Below are 22417 nucleotides of genomic sequence, written 5' to 3'. Positions count from 1 at the left end.
CCCTCAGATTTAATAGGATATGGGTAAGGAATACGATTGATGGGGATTCTTATTCATATAGGGTGCGCCCCATTTCGAAAAGGAGTGAATCATGGTGTCAGAAGAAAAAATTTATGATGTGATCATTATCGGCGCGGGTCCGGCGGGGATGACCGCTGCCGTTTATACATCACGAGCGAACTTATCCACATTAATGATCGAAAGAGGAATTCCGGGCGGCCAGATGGCCAACACAGAGGACGTTGAAAACTATCCGGGTTTTGAAAGCATTCTCGGCCCTGAACTTTCTAATAAAATGTTTGAACATGCGAAAAAATTCGGTGCGGAATATGCGTACGGCGATATTAAAGAAATCGTCGACGGCAAAGAATATAAAACGGTCAAAGCCGGTTCAAAAGAATATAAAGCGCGCGCCATCGTCATTTCTGCCGGAGCGGAATACAAAAAGATCGGCGTTCCCGGGGAAAAAGAACTTGGCGGCCGCGGCGTATCGTACTGTGCGGTATGTGACGGCGCATTCTTTAAAAATAAAGAGCTTGTCGTAGTCGGCGGCGGAGACTCGGCTGTGGAAGAAGGCGTCTATCTGACACGCTTCGCTTCAAAAGTCACCATCGTTCACAGACGTGATAAATTGCGTGCGCAAAGCATTCTTCAGGCGCGTGCCTTTGACAATGACAAAATTGATTTCGAATGGAATAAAACCGTAAAAGAAATCCATGAAGAAAACGGAAAAGTCGGCAGACTGACACTTGTGGATACTGTGACGGGAGAAGAGGAAGAATTCAAAGCTGACGGCGTCTTTATTTATATCGGCATGCTTCCGCTTTCTAAACCGTTCGAAAACTTGGGCATCACAAATGAAGAAGGCTACATTGAAACAAATGATCAAATGGAAACGAAAGTTCCCGGCATTTTCGCTGCGGGAGACATCCGTGAAAAATCACTCCGCCAGATCGTTACGGCGACAGGTGACGGAAGTATTGCGGCCCAAAGCGTTCAGCATTATGTGGAAGAGCTTCAGGAAACGCTCAAAACCGTTAAATAATCGCTGTAATGTTCAGTTTTTGAATCGTTACTGTGTTTTAATTACGCTGTAACACGGGTGAAATACTGATGTTTTAAGATGAATGTAGTAATTGACCCCCTTTTTATATGAATACACCTTGGCACGGATTCCAGTATCCGTGCCCTTTTTTTGTGAATTTTTGTTTTCTGTCAAATAAAAGAAAAGGATGTCGGTGTCTCTGCATTGTGAGAGACATGCCGAAACGGTATAATGAAGAGACGATGATTTGTTGAGAAGGTTAGGTGACGTACTTGTGCAAAGAGTGACAAATTGTGTGCTGCAGACAGATGATCAGGTTCTCCTTCTCCAAAAGCCGAGACGGGGCTGGTGGGTCGCACCCGGCGGGAAGATGGAGAGCGGTGAATCAGTCAGAGACTCCGTCATCAGAGAGTACAGAGAAGAGACGGGAATTTATATCTTAAATCCGCAGTTAAAAGGCGTGTTTACCTTTATTATTAAGGAACAGGAACAAATCGTGTCAGAGTGGATGATGTTTACTTTTGTCGCCGATTCCTACACGGGGCGGAATGTCGCTGAATCTGAGGAAGGCATTTTGAAGTGGCATGACGTAAAAGATATCCACAGCCTTCCGATGGCGCCCGGAGACGGACATATCCTTGATTTTATGATCAAGGGCCAAGGGCTTTTGCACGGCACCTTTACGTATACGCCGGACTTCGAGCTGCTCAGCTATCGTTTAGATCCGCAGCTTATCAAATAAAAGAAAGACCTCAGGGGGGAGAAAGATGAGTGTGAATGAAAATCATGATATTCAGCTCGTCATCATAACGGGAATGTCTGGAGCGGGGAAAACCGTCGCCATTCAAAGCTTTGAGGATCTCGGCTATTTTTGCGTCGACAATCTGCCGCCTTCCTTGCTGCCGAAATTTTTGGAACTGATGAAAGAATCAAGTTCAAAAATGAGCAAGGTCGCACTTGTCATGGATCTGCGGGGACGTGAATTTTTTGACAGGCTGATTGAGGCGCTGGATGAAATGGCGGAAAATCCGTGGATTACACCGCGCATTCTCTTTTTAGATGCGAAGGATTCCATCCTTGTGACGAGATACAAAGAAACGAGACGTTCTCATCCGCTGGCCGCTACCGGGCTTCCTCTCGAAGGAATCGCACTGGAGCGCCAGCTGCTTGAAGAATTGAAAGGGCGCTCTCAGCTGATCTATGACACGTCGGATATGAAACCGCGTGATCTGCGTGAAAAAATCGTGGCGCATTTCGCCACGAACCAAGGTGAGACCTTTACAGTGAACGTGATGTCATTCGGTTTCAAATACGGCCTTCCGATAGATGCCGATCTCGTGTTTGATGTAAGGTTTCTGCCGAATCCGTTCTACATTGAAAGCATGAGGCCGCTTACGGGGAAAGATGAGGAAGTCTCATCTTATGTGATGAAGTGGAATGAAACACAAAAGTTTATCGAAAAGCTTGTTGATCTGCTCGGCTTTATGCTTCCGTCTTATAAGCGGGAAGGAAAAAGCCAGCTTGTCATCGCGATCGGCTGTACGGGCGGCCAGCATCGCTCTGTTACACTCGCTGAGTATCTGGCTGATTACTTTAAAAAGGATTTCTATACTCATGTTACTCACCGGGACATTGAAAAGAGAAGCAGGAAATGAATAAGAAGCCGAAAATCGCAATCTTCGGAGGCGGAACGGGTTTGTCCGTGCTGCTCCGCGGATTAAAGCATAAGCCCGTTGATATTACGGCGATTGTGACCGTTGCCGATGACGGCGGAAGTTCAGGCCGTCTGCGGGATGAACTTCAAATTCCGCCGCCGGGTGACATCCGTAACGTACTGGCTGCTTTGTCAGATGTTGAGCCGCTCGTTGAAAACCTGTTTCAGCACCGTTTCAACAAAGGAAGCGACTTAACCGGACATTCGCTCGGCAATTTGATTTTGGCAGCGATGACGAATATAACCGGTGATTTCTTTCACGCTGTCACCGAAATGAGCAAAGTGCTGAATGTCCGCGGCAGAGTATTGCCGGCTGCCAACACAAGCGTCGTTCTTCATGCCGAAATGGAGGACGGGCAGGTCGTCTCCGGAGAATCGACCATTCCTTCTTACGGCCAGCGCATTAAACGGGTGTTTCTGACGCCTGAAAAAATTGATCCGCTGCCGGAGACGATTGACGTGATCCGCCAGGCCGACTTAATCATTATCGGCCCGGGAAGCCTGTATACAAGCATTCTCCCGAACCTGCTCGTGCCGAAAATCGGAGAGGAAGTCGTCAAGGCTGCGGCCAAAAAAGTATATATCTGCAATGTCATGACGCAGCCCGGCGAAACGCTTCAATACAGCGCAGCCGACCACGTTAAGGCGCTGAACGATCATATGGAGCAGCCGTTTATCGATACGATTTTAATCAATAATGAAGATATCCCTGACGAAATCAAAAGCAAATATGCGAAAGAGCTGGCCCGGCCCGTTGAATTTAACGTTGAAAAGCTGAAAGCCATGGGGCTTGAAGTGATCAGAGACCAGATTATCACGTATAAAAATGGCGTAATCCGTCACGATACACATAAAGTGGCTTCTCTTCTCGTCGATTTATTAAGGGACTAGAGGTCTTTTGAAATGAGGTGGCTAATATGTCATTTGCATCGGAAACCAAAAAAGAACTGACGAATCTGGAAGTGAAGGACTGCTGCGCCAAGGCGGAGCTGTCCGCGCTGATTCGGATGAACGGTTCATTGTCATTTTCAAACCGCCATCTCGTGCTTGACGTTCAAACCGAAAATGCGGCGATTGCGCGCCGCATTTATACATTGCTGAAGAAACAATATGATGTATCGGTCGAACTGTTAGTCAGAAAAAAAATGCGGCTGAAAAAAAACAATGTTTATATTGTACGCTTTTCTGAAAATGCAAAGCTGATTTTAGAGGAATTGAAAATCCTCGGAGAGAACTTTGTATTTGAACGGAATATTTCTGAGGAACTGGTGGCGAAACGCTGCTGCAAACGTTCTTATATGAGAGGGGCGTTTTTGGCGGGGGGATCTGTGAATAATCCTGAAACATCGTCATACCACTTGGAAATCTTCTCGCTTTATAAGGAACATAACGATTCATTATGCGCGCTGCTGAATGAGTTCCATCTGAACAGCAAAACGCTTGAACGGAAAAAAGGCTATATTACGTACTTAAAAGAGGCGGAAAAAATCACTGAATTTTTGAATGTCATCGGCGCCCACAATTCACTGCTGCGCTTTGAAGATGTGCGGATTGTCAGAGATATGAGAAATTCGGTGAACCGCCTCGTCAATTGTGAAACAGCAAACTTAAACAAAACCATCGGGGCTTCGCTCAGACAAGTGGAAAATATTAAATACATTGATGAACGGATCGGTCTTGAAGCGCTGCCGGAAAAGCTTCGCGAAATTGCGCAGCTGCGGATTGATTATCAGGAAGTCACGCTGAAAGAACTTGGGGAAATGGTTGCAAGCGGGAAAATCAGCAAATCCGGCATCAATCACAGGCTGAGAAAGCTCGATGAAATTGCAGAACAGCTGCGTACAGGACAAAGCATCACTTTGAAATAACCGTAACGAAAAGGGGAGATCTTATGGTTCAGGAGAAAGTGGAAGTGCGTTTAAAGACGGGATTGCAGGCGCGTCCCGCTGCATTGTTTGTACAGGAGGCAAATCGCTTTGCATCAGATGTGTTTCTTGAGAAAAACGGCAAGAAAGTGAACGCCAAAAGCATTATGGGATTAATGAGTCTGGCGGTCAGCACGGGGACGGAAGTCACTCTGATCGCTGAAGGCGACGATGAAAAGGAAGCGCTGGAAAAGTTGTCCGCTTATGTGCAGGAGGAAGTGTAAACACTTTGTAAGGGGGACGGGACGATGAATGAGTTTCTGAAAGATTGTTATCAAACGATAGGCTGGGAAAAGGATTCCCTCGATTTCAGCAACCTGCCGGAGTTTTTAAAGGCGCTCGCGTATCGGTTTCCGTTTGAAAATCGCGCGGTTTTGTCCAAAAAAGAATATGACCTCACGAAAGAAGGACTGTGGCGGCACATGGTGAAGGAGCCTCATGGCGGCCTTTGTTATGACTTGAACGGACTGCTTTATTTCATCCTGAAAGATGCCGGATTTGATGTCAAATTGATCCGCGGAACGGTCTGGAAAAACGGCTGGGCGCTGCCCGGCACACATGCGGCCGTCCTTCTTTCCGCCGGGGGGAATGAGTACATCGCTGATGCAGGCTTCGGCCTCAATCTCGCCATGCAGCCTGTGCCGATGTCGGGAGATGAGACGGTATCAGCGGCCGGCGCGTTCCGCGTGAGGATAGAAGAGACGGAATTCGGGACATACGTGCTTGAAATGAACAAAGGGGACGGCTGGCAGACAGGTTACGCATTTTCGCTTGAAGAAATCGATGAAAAGGACCTCAAGTCTATGAAACAAACAATCTTTGAACATGAACGCTCTCCTTTCAACAAACGCCTGCTTGCTTCTAAGCGGACACCGGAAGGGCACATGGTTCTGTCTGAACGCAATATAACAATAAAAAAACACGATGGCACGGCGGAAAACAGCAGAATAGACCGATCAGAGTTTGAAGAAAAATTCACTGCTCATTTTATATGAAGCTTGCAGGTTCTCTGCAAAAAAACGGCCTCCCGCAGGGAAGCCGTTTTTTGTATGTGTTTATCTCATTTTCGTAAAGGTTTTATAATGATCTGTCGTCTTATAAATCAGCCAGTCGCTTGAGTAAAGGATCCGGTCTGAATTTCTGAAGCCTGATGTATAGTTAATATCCGCTTCACGCCACGTCCGCCCGCTTTTGGCCGGGAGTTTGCCTTCCCTGTTTGAGAAGATGTCTCCGCCGATGCTTTTCCCCGGAGCGACGTCTGCAAGGTTCCCTTTTGATGCTACCCAGCCGAGGGCCTGTGCCTCTGATTTTGTAATGTAATTATCAGGAAGTTTATGATATGTCAGAAGATAATCCGCAACCCCGTCAAATGTGTTGATAACCTGTGCTTCTGTGTGTGCCTTGTGAGACGGTGTTTCCGTCTTGGCATTCGTTGAAAACAGTATCCCCGCCGCCGAGAAAAGCACCAGTAAACATACGGAAATCCATGATAAACGTTTTTTCAAAGCAATACCTCCCATTTTTCATCATGTGAAGCTGATTCCTTTTCATTGTATCAGCATCGAGAGAAAGGAATAGAAAGAATTTAAAAATAGTACTTTTGATCTATCGAAAAATAAACCCCGGCTGAACCAACCGGGATTTTTCCTCTCATTGAAATTCTTTCGTGAGGTTTTTCGGTGTTTTTCCGTATACGGCGTCAATCATGTTTTGGGCGGCTTGCTTGAACATATTCAAACGGATTTTAGCCGTTGCTGACCCGATATGCGGAAGCAATGTGACGTTTTCAAGCTGCAGGAGCGGATTGTCTTCGCCGATCGGCTCTTTTTCAAATACATCTAAACCGGCGCCTTTTATCCATCCCTCCTGCAATGCGCGGATGAGCGCTTTTTCATCAACCGTCTTTCCCCGGGAAATATTGACGAAAAATGCCGTATCTTTCATCATTTTAAATTCCCGTTCTCCTATCATATGATACGTTTCGTCAGTAAGCGGCGTAATTAAAAGCACGAAGTCTGACGTTTTCAGCAGTGTATCTAAGTCGGCATATGTAACGCCGAGCGCTTTCTCAGCATCCGGTTTTCTGCTGCGGTTATAGTACAGCACGTCCATATCGAAGCCGAATTTTGCCCGTTTGGCTGCTTGTTCACCGATTCTGCCCATGCCGATAATGCCTAATGTCTGATGGTGGACATCCATACCGAAAAGGGATTCTTCCTCAACAGTTCCCCATTTGCCGGCCCGGATGAATCGATCCAATTCGGCAACCCGTCTGGCGGAAGACAGGATTAATGAAAAAGCCAGATCAGCGACCGTGTCATCCAAGGTGTACGGCGTATGTGTGCCGACGACCCCGCGTCTTTTCATTTCTTCTATATTAAAATTATCGTAGCCGACTGAATTGTTGCTGACGACTTTCAGTTTCGGCGCGTGATCCAGCAAATCACTGTCAATCGCCGTTCCGGATGTCAGCAGCCCTTCAGCATCCTTCATTTTCTCGTACAATTCTTCTTTTGAAATGGTATCTTCTTTCCAGATGTCATAGCGGCAATACTCGCCTATCATTTGTTCGACTTCCGGCGGTATCGGTTTTGCGATGAATACATATGGTTTCAACGGGGCTTCTCCTCCTTTGTCTTTCATCTCTATTTTATTATATAAGAGAAGCGGTAAAGTGAGAAATATTCAAACGCGTTCGGTGAATTTCTGGTTCTTTTGAACCCAAAATGAAAAGAAGAAGAGATATACATGTGTGATTTCTCCAATCCGTAACAGAATCCGCCTATATTTCTGAAGGCAAAAGCGCGGGACCGCTGTTTTCAAAAGCTTTATAGGTTTGTATAAAGATAAATTTTATTATTTTTGAAAGATATAAATGAATATAATCTGAATTTACAGTTAAATTATCGTGTCTTTTTTTGAAAGCGCTTTTGAGGCCTTTTTCTGTGCTATAATTCCTTACTGTAAGCTGGGTAAGAAGGCTTGCAATACAATCGGATGGGAGATGATTAGAAAAATGGTTTCTTTATCAAGCATTTTGGAGCACAACCAGCAGTTTGTCCAAGAAAGGAAATATGAACCTTACCAAACGACAAAATTCCCGAAAAAAAAGCTTGTCATCGTATCCTGTATGGATACAAGGCTGACGGAGCTTCTGCCGCAGGCGATGGGACTCAGAAACGGCGATGCCAAAATCATAAAAAACGCGGGAGCCATTGTTTCTCACCCATTTGGAAGTGTCATGCGGAGTATTTTGGTTGCCGTTTATGAACTGCAGGCTGAGGAAGTCTGCATCGTAGGTCACCGCGAGTGCGGGATGTCGGGATTGAATGCGGCTTCCATATTAAATAAAGCAAAAGAGCGCGGCGTGGAGGAGAAATGTCTCAGCCTTTTGCAGCATGCGGGAGTCGATTTGGAGACATGGCTGTCCGGTTTTCACAGCGTCGAGGAAAGCGTGGCTCACAGCGTGAATATGGTCAGGCACCATCCGCTCCTGCCTGAAGAGGTGCCGGTGCACGGGCTGGTGATTGATCCGGGGACGGGGACGCTGGATGTTGTTGTTGACGGCTATGAAACAGTCAAAGGGGGATGCAGCTGACCATGCAATTTTCCGGCAGATATCGTGGATACAATTTGCAGAAATTTCAGAAAGACTTGGTCGCAGGAATTGTCGTCGGAATTGTAGCCATTCCTCTGGGCATGGCCTTTGCCATCGCCTCCGGGGTCGGTCCGGAATACGGGCTTTATACCGTTATTGTGGCCGGAATTCTGATTTCGCTGCTGGGCGGCTCTAAATATCAGATCGGAGGGCCTACGGGGGCGTTTGTTCCCATTTTATTTGCCATTGTGATGCAGTATGGTTTTGAGAATTTACTTGTAGCCGGTTTCATGGCAGGCGTGATGCTCGTCCTGTTCGGCGTATTTAAGCTCGGGAAGATTATGAAATTCGTGCCGAAGCCGGTGATCGTCGGATTTACGGCCGGAATCGCGGTGCTGATTTTCTCAGAGCAGATCGCCCATTTTCTCGGTCTGCGCGATATTCAAAAGCATGAAAGCTTTATCCTTAACATTGCGGAGATCGGCAAAAAGATCGGAACCTTTAATTTGTACAGCATTTTGATCGCGGGAATTGCTTTGGCCATTTTGCTGTTATCAGCGAGACTGATGCCGAAGATTCCGGGTGCACTTGTGGCGCTGCTTGTATCTACAGCCGCGGCGGTCGTGTTTTTCCCTGACAAGATGGCGACAATCGGTTCTGCTTACGGAGAGATTCCGCGGCAGCTACCGGCTTTTCAGCTACCGGATTTCTCAATTGATAACATGATCATGATGTTTCCGTCAGCTCTGATCATTGCGCTTCTCGGCGGGCTTGAATCCATATTATCGGCAATGGTCGCGGATAATATGAAGGGATCACGGCATGACAGCAATAGGGAGCTTGTCGGGCAGGGCATCGCCAATATGGCCGCGCCGCTTTTCGGCGGCATACCGGCAACGGGAGCGATTGCGCGGACCGCAACAAATATTAAAAACGGCGCAGTTTCTCCGATTTCCGGTGTTGTCCACGGAGTCACCGTCCTCCTCGTCCTGCTCGTCTTCGCCCCGCTTGCCGTTCACGTACCGCTGGCAAGCATGGCACCGGTATTGATGGTTGTGGCTTGGAACATGAGTGAACGGAGGGAAGTCGCCAATATGATGCGGCTGAAAAACACTGATTCATTCGTACTTGCGGCAACCTTTTTACTGACGGTTCTGTTTGATTTAATCATCGGCGTGTCTGCCGGTCTCGTGCTCGCCTTTGTTTTCTTTATCAGAAAAATGAGCGAATCGACAAGCGTCAAAACACCGCATGCCGCCGTCAAATCGGTTAAAAACGATTCGTCCGTCAGCACATATTCCATTGAAGGGCCGCTGTTTTTCGGTTCGATTGATTCATTGGAATCATCATTGCTGGAGAGGCTTCAGGAAAAGCCGAAAACGCTTATCCTGCTGATGAATAATGTGCATTACATGGATACTTCCGCAGAAGCGGTGCTGGGGAATGTCATGAACCGGATCAAACGCCATAACGGCAGATTGATGATCGTCGGATTGCAGTCTCAGCCGAGGGAGCTGATCCGAAAGACGGGGCTGTTTCATAAAATCGGAAAACAGCACTTCTTTGAGCATCAGGACGAGATAACGGGATAAATTCAGGTGCGGCCTGTCCATGAAAAAGCGGACAGGCCGTGTTTTTATTCGGTTTCAAAACGTTTAATCAGTTTTTCCTGATGGGCTCTCATCGCATCTTCTAAGGTGATTCCGTACTTATCGGCGAGGATGGCGAGGTTTCCGAGGACGTCACCCATTTCTTCCATCAGCTCCTGCCTGCGTTCTGACTGGGGCGCGTCCTTTTCATCCGGCCGGTCCCTGCCGATTTCATATGCTCTTACCGCCCGGGCGAGCTCACCCGCTTCTTCCATTAAAAAGCCGATTCTGATAAATGGTCCGTACGCTGTCCATCCTCTTTTTTCGTAAAAGTCTTTCAGCCATTGTTCTGTTTCAGCGATCTGCATGTGAAACACTCCTTATGTCCTGTATGATTCTTATTGATATTATCATATAGAGATGGGACAATATATAGTGTATTTTGATTTATTGATGTACATATATAGATGCGGAGATGAAAAAATGAAAACGATTTGTGTATTTGCGGGATCAAATCCGGGGGTAAATGAAGAATACAAACGCAAAGCGGCCGAACTCGGTGAATATATGGCGGAGCAGGGAATCGCCCTTGTTTACGGCGGTTCACGGGTCGGTCTGATGGGAACCGTTGCCGACGCGTTAATGGCAGGCGGCGGAAAAGCTGTCGGCGTCATGCCGAGCGGACTGTTCAGCGGAGAGATTGTTCACCAAAATCTGACGGAGCTGATTGAAGTCAGCGGCATGCATGAACGGAAAGCGAAAATGAGTGAACTTGCCGACGGGTACATTGCCATGCCCGGGGGCTTCGGAACTTATGAAGAGTTATTTGAAGTGCTGTGCTGGGCGCAAATCGGCATTCATCAAAAACCAATCGGACTTTACAATGTGAACGGGTATTTTGAGCCGATGATGAAGATGGTCAAGTACAGCATTCAGGAAGGATTTTCGAATGAGTCTCATTTGAAGCTGATCCACAGCTCCTCCCGCCCGGATGAGCTGATTGAGCAGATGAATCGGTATACATACCCGATTTTAGATAAGAAATGGCGGGAATTGTAAGGAAGATCCTATAAGCAGCCGTCAGTATCAAGATGAATCAGCTCCCATTGTCCGGAGCTGTTTTTTCTCAGCTGTTTGGCTAACACGTCTGTACCATTCGTGAGCTGAAAATAGACAAAACGGTAATGACCGCCGTCTGTTCCGTCAAAATCAATTGTTTTGACATAACCCATTCTGCCGAATGGGCCACCTTTTTTTAATAAGCTTGCACCAGCTGCCAAATTTGATATCAAGGCTGGTTTCTGCATTGTGCTGCCACAAATGGTAAGCGGCACACAAAAAATCTTCACCATACCAAGTTATTCGTCCGATCTGAAACCGGCCATGGTGTTTTTCCAACTGGACAATACCGTGATAATAAGCGAAAAATGTGACGCTTTGATTTGAACCTTGAATGGTTTCGATCTCAACGAAATAGCGCAAGTTTTCAAGCTGATTCAATTTGATCAGGTGGGTCTGGCCGATACCTTCAAATGAGGCAAGAAAAGCTTTGTAGGAATGTTTCTTACGGCAGGCCGGAGAGAAAAAGGCATAGGCAAGCGGAAAAGGAATGCGGGCCTGGCCGACTGTACCGCATCCCCCGGCTTTTTCGTCCGTAAGATTTTCGGCTTCACGTAAAATACTAAAATAATGTAAGATCGTTTTTTCCGGAGCCAAAGTGAGGGATTGGGGCAGATGAATGTTTTTCCAAGGCCTATCAATATAAGGATTAAAAAAGGAACTTTCAATTGCTGTGTTCAGGACAGGCAGACAAGAGGGTCTGAAATATGTTTCGGCATCAACTGCTCTGAAGGAAGATGGTTCGGCGGTTGCATCTAAACCATTCTGATCGGAAAGTTCTCCGCCCATAAAATACCTTTTCTTTCTGGGGAAAAGCCGTTTTCTCCATCTCATGCGTATCACGCCCTTTCTTAAAGATAAGACATATGTATGAGAATAAGGTGAGAAAGAGACTGCGGTTGAGATTGAAAGAAGAACATCCATTTCCTCTGAGGAGATGGATGTTTTGCGGTTTGAGGTGTATGCGTTTACAACTTTTGCTGCGCGAATGTGTCTTCTGATATGAAATCATCCTGCTGCATCTTTTGTTTTTTTGACCCGATTCCAAAAATACCGACTGTCAGTGCACAAAGGAGCCAGCAGCCTGTAAAGAACAAGAAAACACTTAAAAATCCGTAGCCTGAATATAGGAAACTGACGACAAAGGGACCGGCTACATTCGCAAGACGTCCCACACCGTAAGTGAGGCCATTTCCAGACGCCCTGGCTTCAACCGGATATAATTCCGGCGTATAAGCATATGCGATCGAACTGAACGTACGCTCAAACATATGCATGAGAAATCCGCATATGACAATGACCATCGGCAAAGGATTGATGCCGTAAATGAATCCAAGCGCCATAATAATGAACGATAAAACAGAAATGGCCCACTTTCGATCCACACGGTCAGAGATTTGCGACGCGATGAGAGCGCCGAGCGGGGCACCGATCGTTCCCAGAGTGACGTATACGATAGACTCATCCATTGATACGCCTTCTTTCACCAAAAGGGTGGGAACCCACGTGCCAAAGCCTTGAATGGCAATCGTGGAAGCTGCCCACATCGTCATTAAAACAACAGTTCTTCCTGCTAAAGGCTTTTGAAATAACGTCCGATATGGAACGGATTTTACAGCGGTTTTTCTGCTTTTTAGAGCCGGAGCCGGTTCAGGCAGTTCACCCTTTTCTTTTTCTATTTTTGCTTCAAGCTCAAGCAGAATACGGTGTGCCTGTTCGCTTTTTCCTTTCGTATCCAGCCATTTCGGTGATTCTTCCAGTTTTCTGGCGATCAGCGGAAAAAAAATACCGACCGCGCCGAATAGAAAGATAAACCGCCAGCCGTAAGAGGCGGACGGCACAACCAATTTAGCCACCCAGCCGGCTGCAGGAATTCCGCATATGCCTATCGTAATACAGATTGCCTGGTATTTCCCCTTGGCTGCTGATGGGAAAAATTCGCTGATATACGTACTGGCCACAATCGTCGTGGCGCCGATACCCAAACTCGTAAGAAATCTAAAAACACCGAGTATTTCTGGATTCCAAGACAGAGAAGAGAGGAGGGAGAAGAAAGAGAAAAAGGTGACAACCAGAATTAAACCTTTTTTCCTTCCGAAACGGTCTGAAAACCATCCTCCGGCAGAGGCGCCGATAAACATTCCGAAATAGGAGACAGACGTAATAAAAGCGATGGTATGAGTGGATATGTTCCATTCCTTTAAAAGTGAAGGCGCCGCATATGAAAACGTATTTAAATCAATAAAATCAAAAAAGTAAGCGAATGAAAGGATAACGAGCACCGCTTGATGAGCCCTTGAAAAAGGCAGTCTGTTCAGTCGATTAGACACGTTTACATTGATCATCTCGTATTCCTCCGTTTATCTTTGACTTGTCTGGGGGCTTGTATTAACCAATGTGATTCAGCGTATTCATGTTGTAACTTTGTTTAGTAAACACATAGCCTTCAGAGATTTTTCTTGCTGTGCGTACTACTTTAATCGTTGTTCCGTCTGGATCAGCATCTGCTTCGGTTTTTAAAATGCCGCTTGGATGCCCTAATCGGATCGTTTTTCCGGAGAATGAAAATTCAGATAATATCGTATCCTGCAATAACATGCCGGCGGTCGTGCATACCGCCCCTGTAATGGCTAAAGCTTGATGCGGTTTTTGCATGGACATCATACGAATGACAAGGTCCATTTCATGAGCGTGTCTCTTTATCCCTTTTGTATCAATATAATCCGCTGGGGATGAGATTAAAGTCAGTTTTGGTACGGCCGGTGATTTTGCCGAAGCCTCATGTCTCGGAGCGAATCTGCATTTTTCGGCTGCAATTGATCGGATTATTTCGAGCTTTTCCAATATATCCGGAGTATATTCGTCCGGAAGTTCTATGCCGGTAAGCCCCGCGTCCTCTGCTTTTACAAAGACAAGCGGATTGGCGTAATCAATAATCGATACGGAGATATTCCCATACGGTGTATCGAGAACATCAATAGGCTGACCGGTCGGAAACAGTTTTCCGGTCACCGCCCCTTCAGCCTGGTGAAATGAAAGATAAATAGGAGAAGCTGTACCTGGAACCCCCGGAATCGAGCAGTCTCCCTGATAATGAAATGTTCCGTTTTTGACTTCAACTTCTGCTGCGATCACTTTTTGAGTGTTCGTGTTTAAAATTCTGACTGTTGTCACCGGCTCTTCAGCCTGAACGAGCCCCTTCTCAATAGCATAAGGGCCTACGGCAGAAGAAATATTTCCGCAATTGCCTTTGAAGTCGGTAAATTTATCAGTGAGACTGACCTGCGCAAATGTATACTCAACATCTGCGTCCTTTCTGGCAGATTTCTTAATAATGGCTGCCTTGCTTGTGAGAGAATGGCCGCCGCCGAGGCCGTCAATTTGTCTCTCGTCAGGACTTCCCATGATGTCTAAAAGAAAATCGCTCCATAGGTTTGTATCGTCTGGCATGTCTTTTTGAAGAATAAAAACGCCTTTGCTGGTGCCGCCTCTCATGACGGTTACAGGAACTTTTTCCATGCTGTCTCATCCTTACATCATTTTGTGTGGATAAAAAGGTACCGGTCCCTTTGGAAAATATCGTATGATAAATAAGGATTATAAGTAAAACATATAATTTTTATAAAGTTGAATAAAAAACTTTTATAATAGGAGAAAATTTTATAGCAGAAAAATATTTTGGGGGATTTTATATGGATGAAAAGGATTGGGCTGTACTCATAACATTATTCGAGGAAAAAAATATGACGAAGGCGGCGGAGCGGTTATATATGACACAGCCGGCATTAAGTTATCGGCTCAAAAACCTGGAATCGCAATTCGGAGTGCGCCTCTTTTATAAAAGAAAAAAAGGGATGGAATTCACTTCAGAAGGTGAATATCTGGTTGAATATTCGAAAGAGATGCTGCAGGAATTCAGAAAAATGAAGGATGATATGCTCAATATGAGTCATGAAGTCAGCGGGGTTCTCAGATTAGGAGTCTCAAGCAATTTTGCTCAGTACAAGCTCCCGGCGATTCTAAAACGGTTTTCTGATCAGTATCCGTCTGTTCAATTCCACGTCAATACGGGATGGAGTGCGAAGGTGATGGATCTGCTTCATCATTCGGGGGTACACCTTGGGATTATGAGGGGAAATTATGATTGGCAAGGGGAAAAACAACTGTTAAATGAAGAGAGGCTGTACCTTATTTCAAAAACTGAAATCAACAGTGAGGACCTGCCCAAATTGCCGATGATTTATTATCAAACTGATGCTTCTTTGAAAAGTCTGATTCAAAAATGGTGGAATAATCAATTTACTGAACCGCCTTTCATTGCAATGGAGGTAGACAGACAGGAAACCTGTAAAGAGATGGTGAAAAACGGCCTCGGTTATTCTGTTGTGCCGGAAATCTGTCTTCAGCCTTCTGATGAATTATACACATTGGCGCTGTCCTATAAAAATAACGAGCCTGTGATACGTGATACGTGGCTTATGTATGATTCTTCAGCGTTAGAATTGTCTGTCGTCAAAGCATTCATTACTTTTTTGAATGAAGATAGAACATAAAAAAACCTGCAAGAGTTTGAAACTCTCTTGCAGGCAGGATATTACTTCTGGTCTTCCGTATTGCGTGTCAGCACTTTATCGATTAAGCCGTATTCTAAAGCTTCATCAGCTGATTTGAAGTTGTCGCGGTCTGTATCACGCTCGATCACTTCAAGCGGCTGGCCGGTACGTTCAGCAAGCACTTTGTTTAATTTATCGCGAAGCAAGAGAATGCGTTTTGCCGCGATTTCAATTTCTGTCGCCTGTCCTTGCGCTCCGCCAAGCGGCTGGTGAATCATGACTTCACTGTTAGGAAGCGCGTAACGTTTGCCTTTTTCACCGGCTGCAAGTAAAAATGCTCCCATAGAAGCGGCCATCCCGATGCAGATTGTAGATACTTTCGGTTTAATGAACTGCATTGTATCGTAGATTGCCATACCGGCAGTGATTGATCCGCCAGGGCTGTTAATGTAAATGGAAATATCTTTTTCAGGGTCTTCCGCTTCAAGGAATAAAAGCTGTGACACGATGGAGTTCGCAACGTTGTCATCAATCGCAGATCCAAGCATGATAATACGGTCCTTCAAAAGACGGGAGTAAATGTCATAAGCTCTTTCTCCGCGGTTCGTTTGTTCAATGACTGTAGGTATTAAATTCATAATGCTCCTCCTTCACCTTTTAGGTAAGTATGTATTTACATGATACATTTTTGGTCAATAAAGGTCAAACAAAACGCTGACCAAAATGCCAACCTTTTCTTCTAACACCATTTTTCCCAGAAAACAAAAAGTTCAAACAGCAAAGTAAAAATGGGTATTAACAACGCCGGCGCTTGAGAAAATGATATGGCCTGAGCAGCCGAAATAGAACGCTGGCGTGCCGTACGGCTGATTAAGTTGTCTGACCTTCCAGAAACCTCACCGGCAAATACGTTTCCAGCGGCAAATCATCAAATTCGCCTTCAATTTCTTTTACTAAAATCTCGATGGCTGTTTTGGAAATCAATTCGATCGGCTGCTGGATGGTTGTCAATTCCGGAAGAATCGATTGAATGGTTTCGGTGCCGTCATAACCGATCACTTTTAATTGAGTCGGGATGTCTTTTCCCCGTTTTTTGGCCTCGGTCATGACTGCTGCCGCCATCAGATCATCACTGGCAAAAATGCCGTCGGTGTCAGGCTGTTCATCGAATAACGATGAAATGATGTCGTGGTCATGTTGATAAAAGGGTACTTCATATGTAATGGGCTGCCTTCCGTGTTTACGCATGACATCTTCGTATGCTTTTCTTCTGAGGTTTGCCGGTGTTTCGAGTTCAAGCGGGCCGTTGATATGGACGATGTGCCGGCACCCTTTTTCGATCAGCAGTTCCGCCGCTTTTTTTCCGCCGTCATAGTTGTCTGAGCCGACGACGGGAATTGAATCCGATAAGAAATGATCAATGGCGACAATCGGCAGATTTTGCTTATGATAATTGAGAATTCCCCGGTTGTAAGTCACGGCGATCACGCCGTCCACTTGGTTTCTTATCAGCATCTCCACATATTTTTCTTCTTTATCCTTTCGATGTAAACTGTTGCAAAGCAGCAGTTTGTAGCCCATGGACGTACAAATGCTTTCAATATGAAAAGCGAGTTCGCCGAAAAACGGGTTGCCGGAGTTCGGGATGATAAGCCCTATTAAATTGGTTCTTTTACGGAATAAAGAGCGGGCGAGATCGTTTGGAAAGTAATTGATTTCTTCCATCGCCTTGTACACTTTTTCTTTTGTTTTTTCGCTGATATAGCCGCGGTTATTTAATACCCGCGAAACGGTTGTAGAGGAAACCCCCGCTATTTTTGCAACATCGTGAATGTTAGGCTTCATTCCCTTGCCCTCCTGCTTTACTGAAATGGCTTACAATTCTCGTCACGCACTTATTTTAGAGAATCGGGCTGACATGCGCAAGGAAATTCCATATTTCTGCTAGGGGTGCGTTTTGTTTGATTTGAATAATCAGAAAATTTTATGTCAACCGATTGACATATGAAACCGGTTGACATAAAATTCTTTATGAAAGCGCTTTACAAAGAGGGTGAATGGAAGTGACGGATGCTGTTCGCGTAATGCAGCTAAAGGAAGTACCGGACAGCTCCGTAAAGAAAGCGCTTACTTTATAGCGAGAAAGAATGACGTGGCTCAGCGGTTCGGGAACGTGGATGAAAAGGTCCTATTAAAGGAGCGGTGAAAATGAAAAACGCAAAAAGTCTGTATTGGAAACTGAGTGCTTATTTTTTCTTTTTCTTTTTTACTTGGTCTTCCAGCTATTCTTTATTTGCGATTTGGCTGGGGCAGGAAATCAATTTAAACGGGTCAGCGACAGGCATTATTTTTTCTTTAAACGCCGTATTCGCCTTGTGCATGCAGCCTCTTTACGGTTTTATTTCTGACAAATTGGGGCTGAAGAAAAAGATCTTATTTATGATCAGCTTTCTTCTCCTATTTACAGGTCCGTTTTATATTTTCATCTATGGACCGCTTTTACAGTACAATGTCTTTCTTGGCGCCATTGTCGGAGGCCTGTATTTGGGAGCCGGCTTTTTGGCGGGGATAGGCGCGATTGAAACGTACATTGAAAAGGTCAGCCGAAAATATCATTTCGAATATGGAAAATCAAGAATGTGGGGCTCACTGGGCTGGGCGGCGGCTGCATTTTTTGCAGGGCAGCTTTTCAATATCAACCCCAATATCAACTTCTGGATCGCATCTGTTTCAGCCGTCATTTTAACGGCCATTATCATGTCTGTAAAAATCGAAATGACCGACCACGAGAAAAACAGAGCGGATTCGGTCCGGTTAAAAGATGTGGGGCGGCTCTTTTTATTAAAGGATTTTTGGTTTTTTATGATGTACATTATCGGCGTGACCTGCATTTACGGCGTATATGATCAGCAGTTCCCGATCTATTATGCGTCTTTGTTTCCTTCAGTGGCGATAGGCAACCAAGTATTCGGCTATCTTAATTCAGTCCAGGTATTTTTGGAAGCCGGCATGATGTTTCTTGCGCCTTTTATCGTCAATAAGTTCGGAGCGAAAAAGAGTTTGATTTTAGCGGGGTTTTTAATGGCTTTCCGCATCGTCGGGTCCGGAATTGCAGTTGAGCCTGTAGGGATTTCATCAATGAAACTCATCCATGCACTGGAACTGCCGATTATGCTGATCGCCGTTTTTAAATATTTGGCGGCCAATTTCGATACGCGTCTGTCGTCCGTCCTTTATCTCGTCGGTTTTCAATTTGCATCTCAGGCAGGCGCGTCGATTCTGTCGCCGCTTGCGGGAGGATTATATGACAGTGCGGGGTTCCGGCAAACCTATCTCATCATGGGAATGGTCGTCTTTGTTTTTACCGTCATCTCCATATTTACTTTATTGGGCCCGAAACAAAACAGCAGGCGTGTCCAGCATCTGCAAAAAATCGGATAGAGAGGATGTTACAAATGGATAGAATTCAGCAGGCGGAGGAAGCTTTGAAGGAAGCCGAGGGTAAAGTGAAACAAAGATATCGGCTGGGGTACCATATTATGCCCCGGGCGAATTGGATCAATGATCCGAACGGGCTTATTCAGTTTAAAGGTGAATACCACGTCTTTTTTCAGCATCATCCGTATGATGAGCATTGGGGGCCGATGCATTGGGGACATGTAAAGAGTAAAGATCTCATTCATTGGGAGCACCTGCCGGTTGCCTTAGCTCCGGGTGATGCATTTGATCAAAGCGGCTGTTTTTCGGGAAGCGCGGCCGATGATAACGGACGCCTTACTTTAATCTATACAGGTCATAATATGATTGATCAAGAGAAAGACCTTTTCTATCAAACTCAAAATATTGCGGTCAGCCAAGATGGGGTTGTGTTTGAAAAGCTTCAGGAAAACCCGGTTATCGCGGCACCGCCGGAAGACAGCGCCCGTCATTTCCGCGATCCGAAAGTATGGAAGCATCGCGATGAGTGGTATATGATCATCGGCAACTCCACAAAAGAAAACGTCGGACGGGTCGTTTTATACCGTTCATCTGATTTGCGTGATTGGGAATACGCAGGTGTTCTCGCCCAAAGCGACGGTCATCTCGGCTATATGTGGGAATGTCCGGATTTCTTTGAATTAGGCGGCAAACATGTCCTGCTGATTTCGCCACAGGGTATTGAAGCGAACGGCGATTCATATAACAATTTACATCAAACTGGTTATTTAATCGGTGACTATAATGATGAAACAAATACATTTACACATGGCGCTTTTACAGAGCTGGATTACGGCCATGACTTTTACGCCGTGCAAACATTACTGGATGATAAGGGACGCAGAATTGCTATCGGCTGGATGGATATGTGGGAATCTGAGATGCCGACAAAAGCGGACGGATGGTGCGGTGCATTGACGCTGCCGCGAGAACTGACATTGCGTGATGATCATAAACTTTTGATGAATCCCGCGGAAGAAACCAAACAGCTGCGAACAAAGGAATACCGGGAATGTGCCGGCCGGCAGGTATCAGGGAGTTACGTGGCAAAGACGTCCGAAGACCTGCTTGAAGCCCGAGTCGTGTTTGATATCAACGATTGTGATGCCGAATCGGCAGGTTTTAAGATTCGCGGCCTTGGTGAAGAAGAACTTGTACTTAAGTACAATCTAACGGATGAAAAATTGACACTTGATTGCACCAAAATGGGGAAAGCGAAAGACGGTGTGAGAAGAGTGCGGCTGGATGCAAGCGGCAAGCTGGCGCTGCGGATATTTATTGACAGATCTTCGATTGAAGTATTCGCCAATCATGGAGAAGCAACAATGACAAGCCGTATCTATCCGAAAGAGGGCAGATTGGGGCTTGAGCTGTTTTCTGAGAAAGGCGCTGTAAAGGTTGAGGAATTCACCTATTGGACGTTAAAAGACATTTGGAAAAAAAGCTGAAACGTGCTTTTTCTGAAGTGGCTGGAAAAGTACTGAGCAGCTGAAATGACTGATCGTATCAGGCGTGTGAACCTTTTGAAAACCAAGCCGTTATGCGGGGCGGGATTATGCTGCATGGGGACGCTGCATAATCCCGTTACTATACATACATCACTGCAGCATAAGCGCCGTAAAGTTCACTATTATTGAAAAAGTGTTGCTTTCTGCGCGTGTCTTTATTATAATATAAAGGTATCTGATTGAAAAAACGTGCGCTCGTAGCTCAGTTGGATAGAGCGGTGGTTTCCGGTACCACGTCTGTCGGGGGTTCGAATCCCTCCGAGCGCGTCATAAGCATTAGATAGCTTTAAATTAATAAAGCTTAAAGAAGTCGAAAACCCTTGCCGCGCAAGGGTTTTTCTTTGTTTCGATGGACTTATTGGGAACCCGATAAAGCGTTAAAAAACGTTATTATTTCATTTTGTTTTACGCAATCTTTGCACATGGCTTTGAGTCGTATCAATACTAGCAAGTCCTAATCGTTTTGATACATCATAAATGGATTTTATCTTGTTTGGTGAAAAACTAAAAATATCAATCCAACTATAAAGCCGATCGTTGAAAAGATTGTATGATAATGATTGTTACCAATGTCTTAAAATGAAAGCGTCGTTGATTAATAGAAAAAAGCTCCTTCTTATTTTAGAGAGGCTTAACTAATATATTAATAGAACTTTAAAATGTAAAACGGGGTTTCGATTTAATTGGTAAATATGATAATATTTAACATGTAATAAAATTGGCAGAAAGGAATGAGGAAGTTGAAGAGTAGTGCGATTATCATTTTGTCGTCGGTCGCTCTTTTGGTCACTGTCCTGTTAAGCACTCCTGCCAACACCGTAGAAGCAAAATCAATCATGAAGAATTTAACTTCGGAAGAGAAGATCAGCGAAGCATTAAAACAAGTTACTGAGGCTGATTACGAAAAAGCAGAGAAATTTGTTCAAAGTGCATTAAAACTCAACGATGATTTTACATACACCATAGATGTTGAAAAAGCTAAACAAATTGGCTATTCAAGCGAAGAATTATTTAATATGTCGATGTTTTATGAAAGTATTCCGAGCAAACAAGTAAAATGGTTAGAGGAAAACAAAGGTGAAAAAGTTGAAATCAACGGGGATGCCTCAGCGACATTTGTACCAGCTATCCCTTGGGTAGTTTATATTGCTTTGCAAGAGTTGCTTGCCCTTTTGACAGCAATCGGGCTTGCTGGATTAGCTCAACAGTTTTTGAAAGAAGTCTATAATGCTGGAATGAATAAAGCGTGCAGAAAATTTGCGAAGAAAAACAAATATATAAAGAGTTTCTGTAAGGCAAACGGTTATCCAACCAAATAAGAAAAAGCCTCCTGTAAGGGAGGCTTTTATATTATCTCAGCACAAGCCATAATGCCGTAACGACAGCAACCATAAAGTAATCTCCGTCAGTAAGCTTAGTACCATTTTTAATTAAGACGTTCGCAACCCAATTGGCTTTTGTTCCTTCTGACGCATTGAGAGCTACCTTCTTACCAACATTGTAATAAACCACTTTAAATAAATAATACACTAACGTACAGAACAAAAAGAGCAATATGAACTTTCCTATGAACAATAACACGCTTCAATCACTCCTTCCTTACAATACCCCTTATTTTACCAAATGAGGATTTTGTTTAAAAGAGGATATAGCCTATCCGAAAAAAATCCTGCTCGTTTAGTGTCCCGGTGGCTTTTCCTGCAGCGTGGCGGTTTATCCTTTTTCCAAGCGTGCCGTTTTTAGCAGCTTGAACATCGTCAAGAATACGCGCGATCTGATACAATAAACCCCTTGTTTTGTTAATGTTCATGATAAGCTTCTTTTATTCTCCCGTTCTCACTTCCCGCCGGATACTCATTCCGACTGATGGATCACATTTTAGATTCAAC

The 22417-nt window shown here is 45.0% G+C and carries 25 protein-coding genes and 1 tRNA gene; 15 read left to right on the top strand and 11 right to left on the bottom strand.

Going from position 1 to position 22417, the window contains the following annotated elements; all coding sequences use genetic code 11:
- Nucleotides 1–94: 94 nt before the first annotated feature.
- From trxB to ABDB98_RS16500, 7 genes are all read left to right on the top strand, one after another.
- Nucleotides 95–1045: a thioredoxin-disulfide reductase gene (trxB, locus tag ABDB98_RS16530; RefSeq protein ID WP_029575303.1), complete on the top strand. Its 951-nt coding sequence runs from the start codon at nucleotides 95–97 to the stop codon at nucleotides 1043–1045.
- A 274-nt stretch (nucleotides 1046–1319) separates the two neighbouring features.
- Nucleotides 1320–1787, top strand: a complete 468-nt coding sequence (locus ABDB98_RS16525) for an 8-oxo-dGTP diphosphatase (protein WP_013353727.1) — start codon at nucleotides 1320–1322, stop codon at nucleotides 1785–1787.
- A gap of 25 nt (nucleotides 1788–1812) precedes the next feature.
- The gene (rapZ, locus tag ABDB98_RS16520; RefSeq protein WP_013353726.1) at nucleotides 1813–2700 is read left to right on the top strand and encodes an RNase adapter RapZ; all 888 of its coding nucleotides are present in this window, start codon (nucleotides 1813–1815) and stop codon (nucleotides 2698–2700) included.
- Nucleotides 2697–3650: a gluconeogenesis factor YvcK family protein gene (locus ABDB98_RS16515; RefSeq protein ID WP_013353725.1), complete on the top strand. Its 954-nt coding sequence runs from the start codon at nucleotides 2697–2699 to the stop codon at nucleotides 3648–3650. Before rapZ ends, ABDB98_RS16515 begins: the two co-directional genes overlap by 4 nt.
- A gap of 26 nt (nucleotides 3651–3676) precedes the next feature.
- Nucleotides 3677–4627, top strand: coding sequence for a DNA-binding protein WhiA (whiA, locus tag ABDB98_RS16510; RefSeq protein WP_007407421.1), 951 nt, complete (start codon nucleotides 3677–3679; stop codon nucleotides 4625–4627).
- Nucleotides 4628–4650: 23 nt separating this feature from the next.
- Nucleotides 4651–4908, top strand: coding sequence for an HPr family phosphocarrier protein (locus ABDB98_RS16505; protein WP_012118534.1), 258 nt, complete (start codon nucleotides 4651–4653; stop codon nucleotides 4906–4908).
- A gap of 24 nt (nucleotides 4909–4932) precedes the next feature.
- On the top strand, nucleotides 4933–5679 hold the full coding sequence (locus ABDB98_RS16500) for an arylamine N-acetyltransferase family protein (RefSeq protein ID WP_438420714.1): 747 nt from the start codon (nucleotides 4933–4935) through the stop codon (nucleotides 5677–5679).
- Between the two features lie 60 nt (nucleotides 5680–5739).
- Here ABDB98_RS16500 and ABDB98_RS16495 read toward each other — a convergent pair whose 3' ends face one another.
- On the bottom strand, nucleotides 5740–6204 hold the full coding sequence (locus ABDB98_RS16495) for a ribonuclease (protein ID WP_438420713.1): 465 nt from the start codon (nucleotides 6202–6204) through the stop codon (nucleotides 5740–5742).
- Between the two features lie 130 nt (nucleotides 6205–6334).
- Nucleotides 6335–7327 (bottom strand): 2-hydroxyacid dehydrogenase, encoded by a 993-nt coding sequence (locus ABDB98_RS16490; RefSeq protein ID WP_438420712.1) that lies wholly within the window; start codon nucleotides 7325–7327, stop codon nucleotides 6335–6337.
- Between the two features lie 364 nt (nucleotides 7328–7691).
- Between ABDB98_RS16490 and ABDB98_RS16485 the strand changes: the two genes are divergently transcribed.
- Nucleotides 7692–8282 (top strand): beta-class carbonic anhydrase, encoded by a 591-nt coding sequence (locus tag ABDB98_RS16485; RefSeq protein ID WP_095241440.1) that lies wholly within the window; start codon nucleotides 7692–7694, stop codon nucleotides 8280–8282.
- Between the two features lie 2 nt (nucleotides 8283–8284).
- Complete coding sequence (locus ABDB98_RS16480) at nucleotides 8285–9874, top strand: SulP family inorganic anion transporter (protein ID WP_438422163.1); 1590 nt, start codon at nucleotides 8285–8287, stop codon at nucleotides 9872–9874.
- Nucleotides 9875–9918: 44 nt separating this feature from the next.
- Here ABDB98_RS16480 and ABDB98_RS16475 read toward each other — a convergent pair whose 3' ends face one another.
- Entirely contained in the window at nucleotides 9919–10239 is a 321-nt protein-coding gene (locus ABDB98_RS16475) for a MazG nucleotide pyrophosphohydrolase domain-containing protein (protein ID WP_438420711.1), read from the bottom strand.
- Nucleotides 10240–10354: 115 nt separating this feature from the next.
- On the opposite strand from ABDB98_RS16475, the gene ABDB98_RS16470 reads away from it, so the two are divergent.
- Nucleotides 10355–10930 (top strand): TIGR00730 family Rossman fold protein, encoded by a 576-nt coding sequence (locus ABDB98_RS16470; RefSeq protein ID WP_047477263.1) that lies wholly within the window; start codon nucleotides 10355–10357, stop codon nucleotides 10928–10930.
- Nucleotides 10931–10938: 8 nt separating this feature from the next.
- Here the strand turns inward: ABDB98_RS16470 and ABDB98_RS16465 are convergent, their stop codons facing one another.
- The 4 genes from ABDB98_RS16465 to ABDB98_RS16450 form a co-directional block, all read right to left on the bottom strand.
- A complete protein-coding gene (locus ABDB98_RS16465) occupies nucleotides 10939–11103 on the bottom strand; it encodes a hypothetical protein (RefSeq protein WP_438420710.1) in 165 nt (54 codons plus the stop codon).
- The gene (locus ABDB98_RS16460; RefSeq protein ID WP_438420709.1) at nucleotides 11081–11824 is read right to left on the bottom strand and encodes a hypothetical protein; all 744 of its coding nucleotides are present in this window, start codon (nucleotides 11822–11824) and stop codon (nucleotides 11081–11083) included. Before ABDB98_RS16460 ends, ABDB98_RS16465 begins: the two co-directional genes overlap by 23 nt.
- Before the next feature lie 134 nt (nucleotides 11825–11958).
- Complete coding sequence (locus ABDB98_RS16455) at nucleotides 11959–13335, bottom strand: MFS transporter (RefSeq protein WP_060964193.1); 1377 nt, start codon at nucleotides 13333–13335, stop codon at nucleotides 11959–11961.
- A 43-nt stretch (nucleotides 13336–13378) separates the two neighbouring features.
- Complete coding sequence (locus tag ABDB98_RS16450) at nucleotides 13379–14509, bottom strand: 2-methylaconitate cis-trans isomerase PrpF family protein (protein WP_060964194.1); 1131 nt, start codon at nucleotides 14507–14509, stop codon at nucleotides 13379–13381.
- Nucleotides 14510–14682: 173 nt separating this feature from the next.
- Here ABDB98_RS16450 and ABDB98_RS16445 point away from each other — a divergent pair, with 173 nt between their 5' ends.
- Nucleotides 14683–15543, top strand: coding sequence for a LysR family transcriptional regulator (locus ABDB98_RS16445; RefSeq protein ID WP_049627464.1), 861 nt, complete (start codon nucleotides 14683–14685; stop codon nucleotides 15541–15543).
- A 41-nt stretch (nucleotides 15544–15584) separates the two neighbouring features.
- Here the strand turns inward: ABDB98_RS16445 and clpP are convergent, their stop codons facing one another.
- Entirely contained in the window at nucleotides 15585–16181 is a 597-nt protein-coding gene (gene clpP / locus ABDB98_RS16440; RefSeq protein ID WP_003151513.1) for an ATP-dependent Clp endopeptidase proteolytic subunit ClpP, read from the bottom strand.
- Between the two features lie 232 nt (nucleotides 16182–16413).
- Entirely contained in the window at nucleotides 16414–17388 is a 975-nt protein-coding gene (locus tag ABDB98_RS16435; protein WP_438420708.1) for a LacI family DNA-binding transcriptional regulator, read from the bottom strand.
- 363 nt (nucleotides 17389–17751) lie between these two features.
- Between ABDB98_RS16435 and ABDB98_RS16430 the strand changes: the two genes are divergently transcribed.
- The 4 genes from ABDB98_RS16430 to ABDB98_RS16415 all read left to right on the top strand — a co-directional run bounded on the left by ABDB98_RS16430 (nucleotide 17752) and on the right by ABDB98_RS16415 (nucleotide 21847).
- A complete protein-coding gene (locus ABDB98_RS16430; protein ID WP_438420707.1) occupies nucleotides 17752–18984 on the top strand; it encodes an MFS transporter in 1233 nt (410 codons plus the stop codon).
- Nucleotides 18985–18998: 14 nt separating this feature from the next.
- Complete coding sequence (locus ABDB98_RS16425) at nucleotides 18999–20468, top strand: glycoside hydrolase family 32 protein (RefSeq protein WP_438420706.1); 1470 nt, start codon at nucleotides 18999–19001, stop codon at nucleotides 20466–20468.
- A 251-nt stretch (nucleotides 20469–20719) separates the two neighbouring features.
- Nucleotides 20720–20795, top strand: a tRNA-Arg gene (locus ABDB98_RS16420).
- Nucleotides 20796–21259: 464 nt separating this feature from the next.
- Nucleotides 21260–21847, top strand: coding sequence for a hypothetical protein (locus tag ABDB98_RS16415; RefSeq protein WP_053574197.1), 588 nt, complete (start codon nucleotides 21260–21262; stop codon nucleotides 21845–21847).
- Nucleotides 21848–21878: 31 nt separating this feature from the next.
- On the opposite strand, the gene ABDB98_RS16410 is transcribed toward ABDB98_RS16415, so the two are convergent.
- Nucleotides 21879–22109: a hypothetical protein gene (locus ABDB98_RS16410; RefSeq protein ID WP_438420705.1), complete on the bottom strand. Its 231-nt coding sequence runs from the start codon at nucleotides 22107–22109 to the stop codon at nucleotides 21879–21881.
- A 55-nt stretch (nucleotides 22110–22164) separates the two neighbouring features.
- Nucleotides 22165–22338 carry a hypothetical protein gene (locus ABDB98_RS16405; RefSeq protein ID WP_438420704.1) on the bottom strand — a complete coding sequence of 58 codons (174 nt, stop codon included), beginning with the start codon at nucleotides 22336–22338 and terminating at the stop codon, nucleotides 22165–22167.
- Between the last annotated feature and the right edge of the window lie 79 nt (nucleotides 22339–22417).

Source organism: Bacillus siamensis, assembly GCF_051628075.1.
Classification (GTDB): domain Bacteria; phylum Bacillota; class Bacilli; order Bacillales; family Bacillaceae; genus Bacillus; species Bacillus siamensis.
The sequence above is the reverse complement of the archived record's forward strand: the minus strand, read 5'-3'. Positions and strand labels throughout refer to the sequence as shown.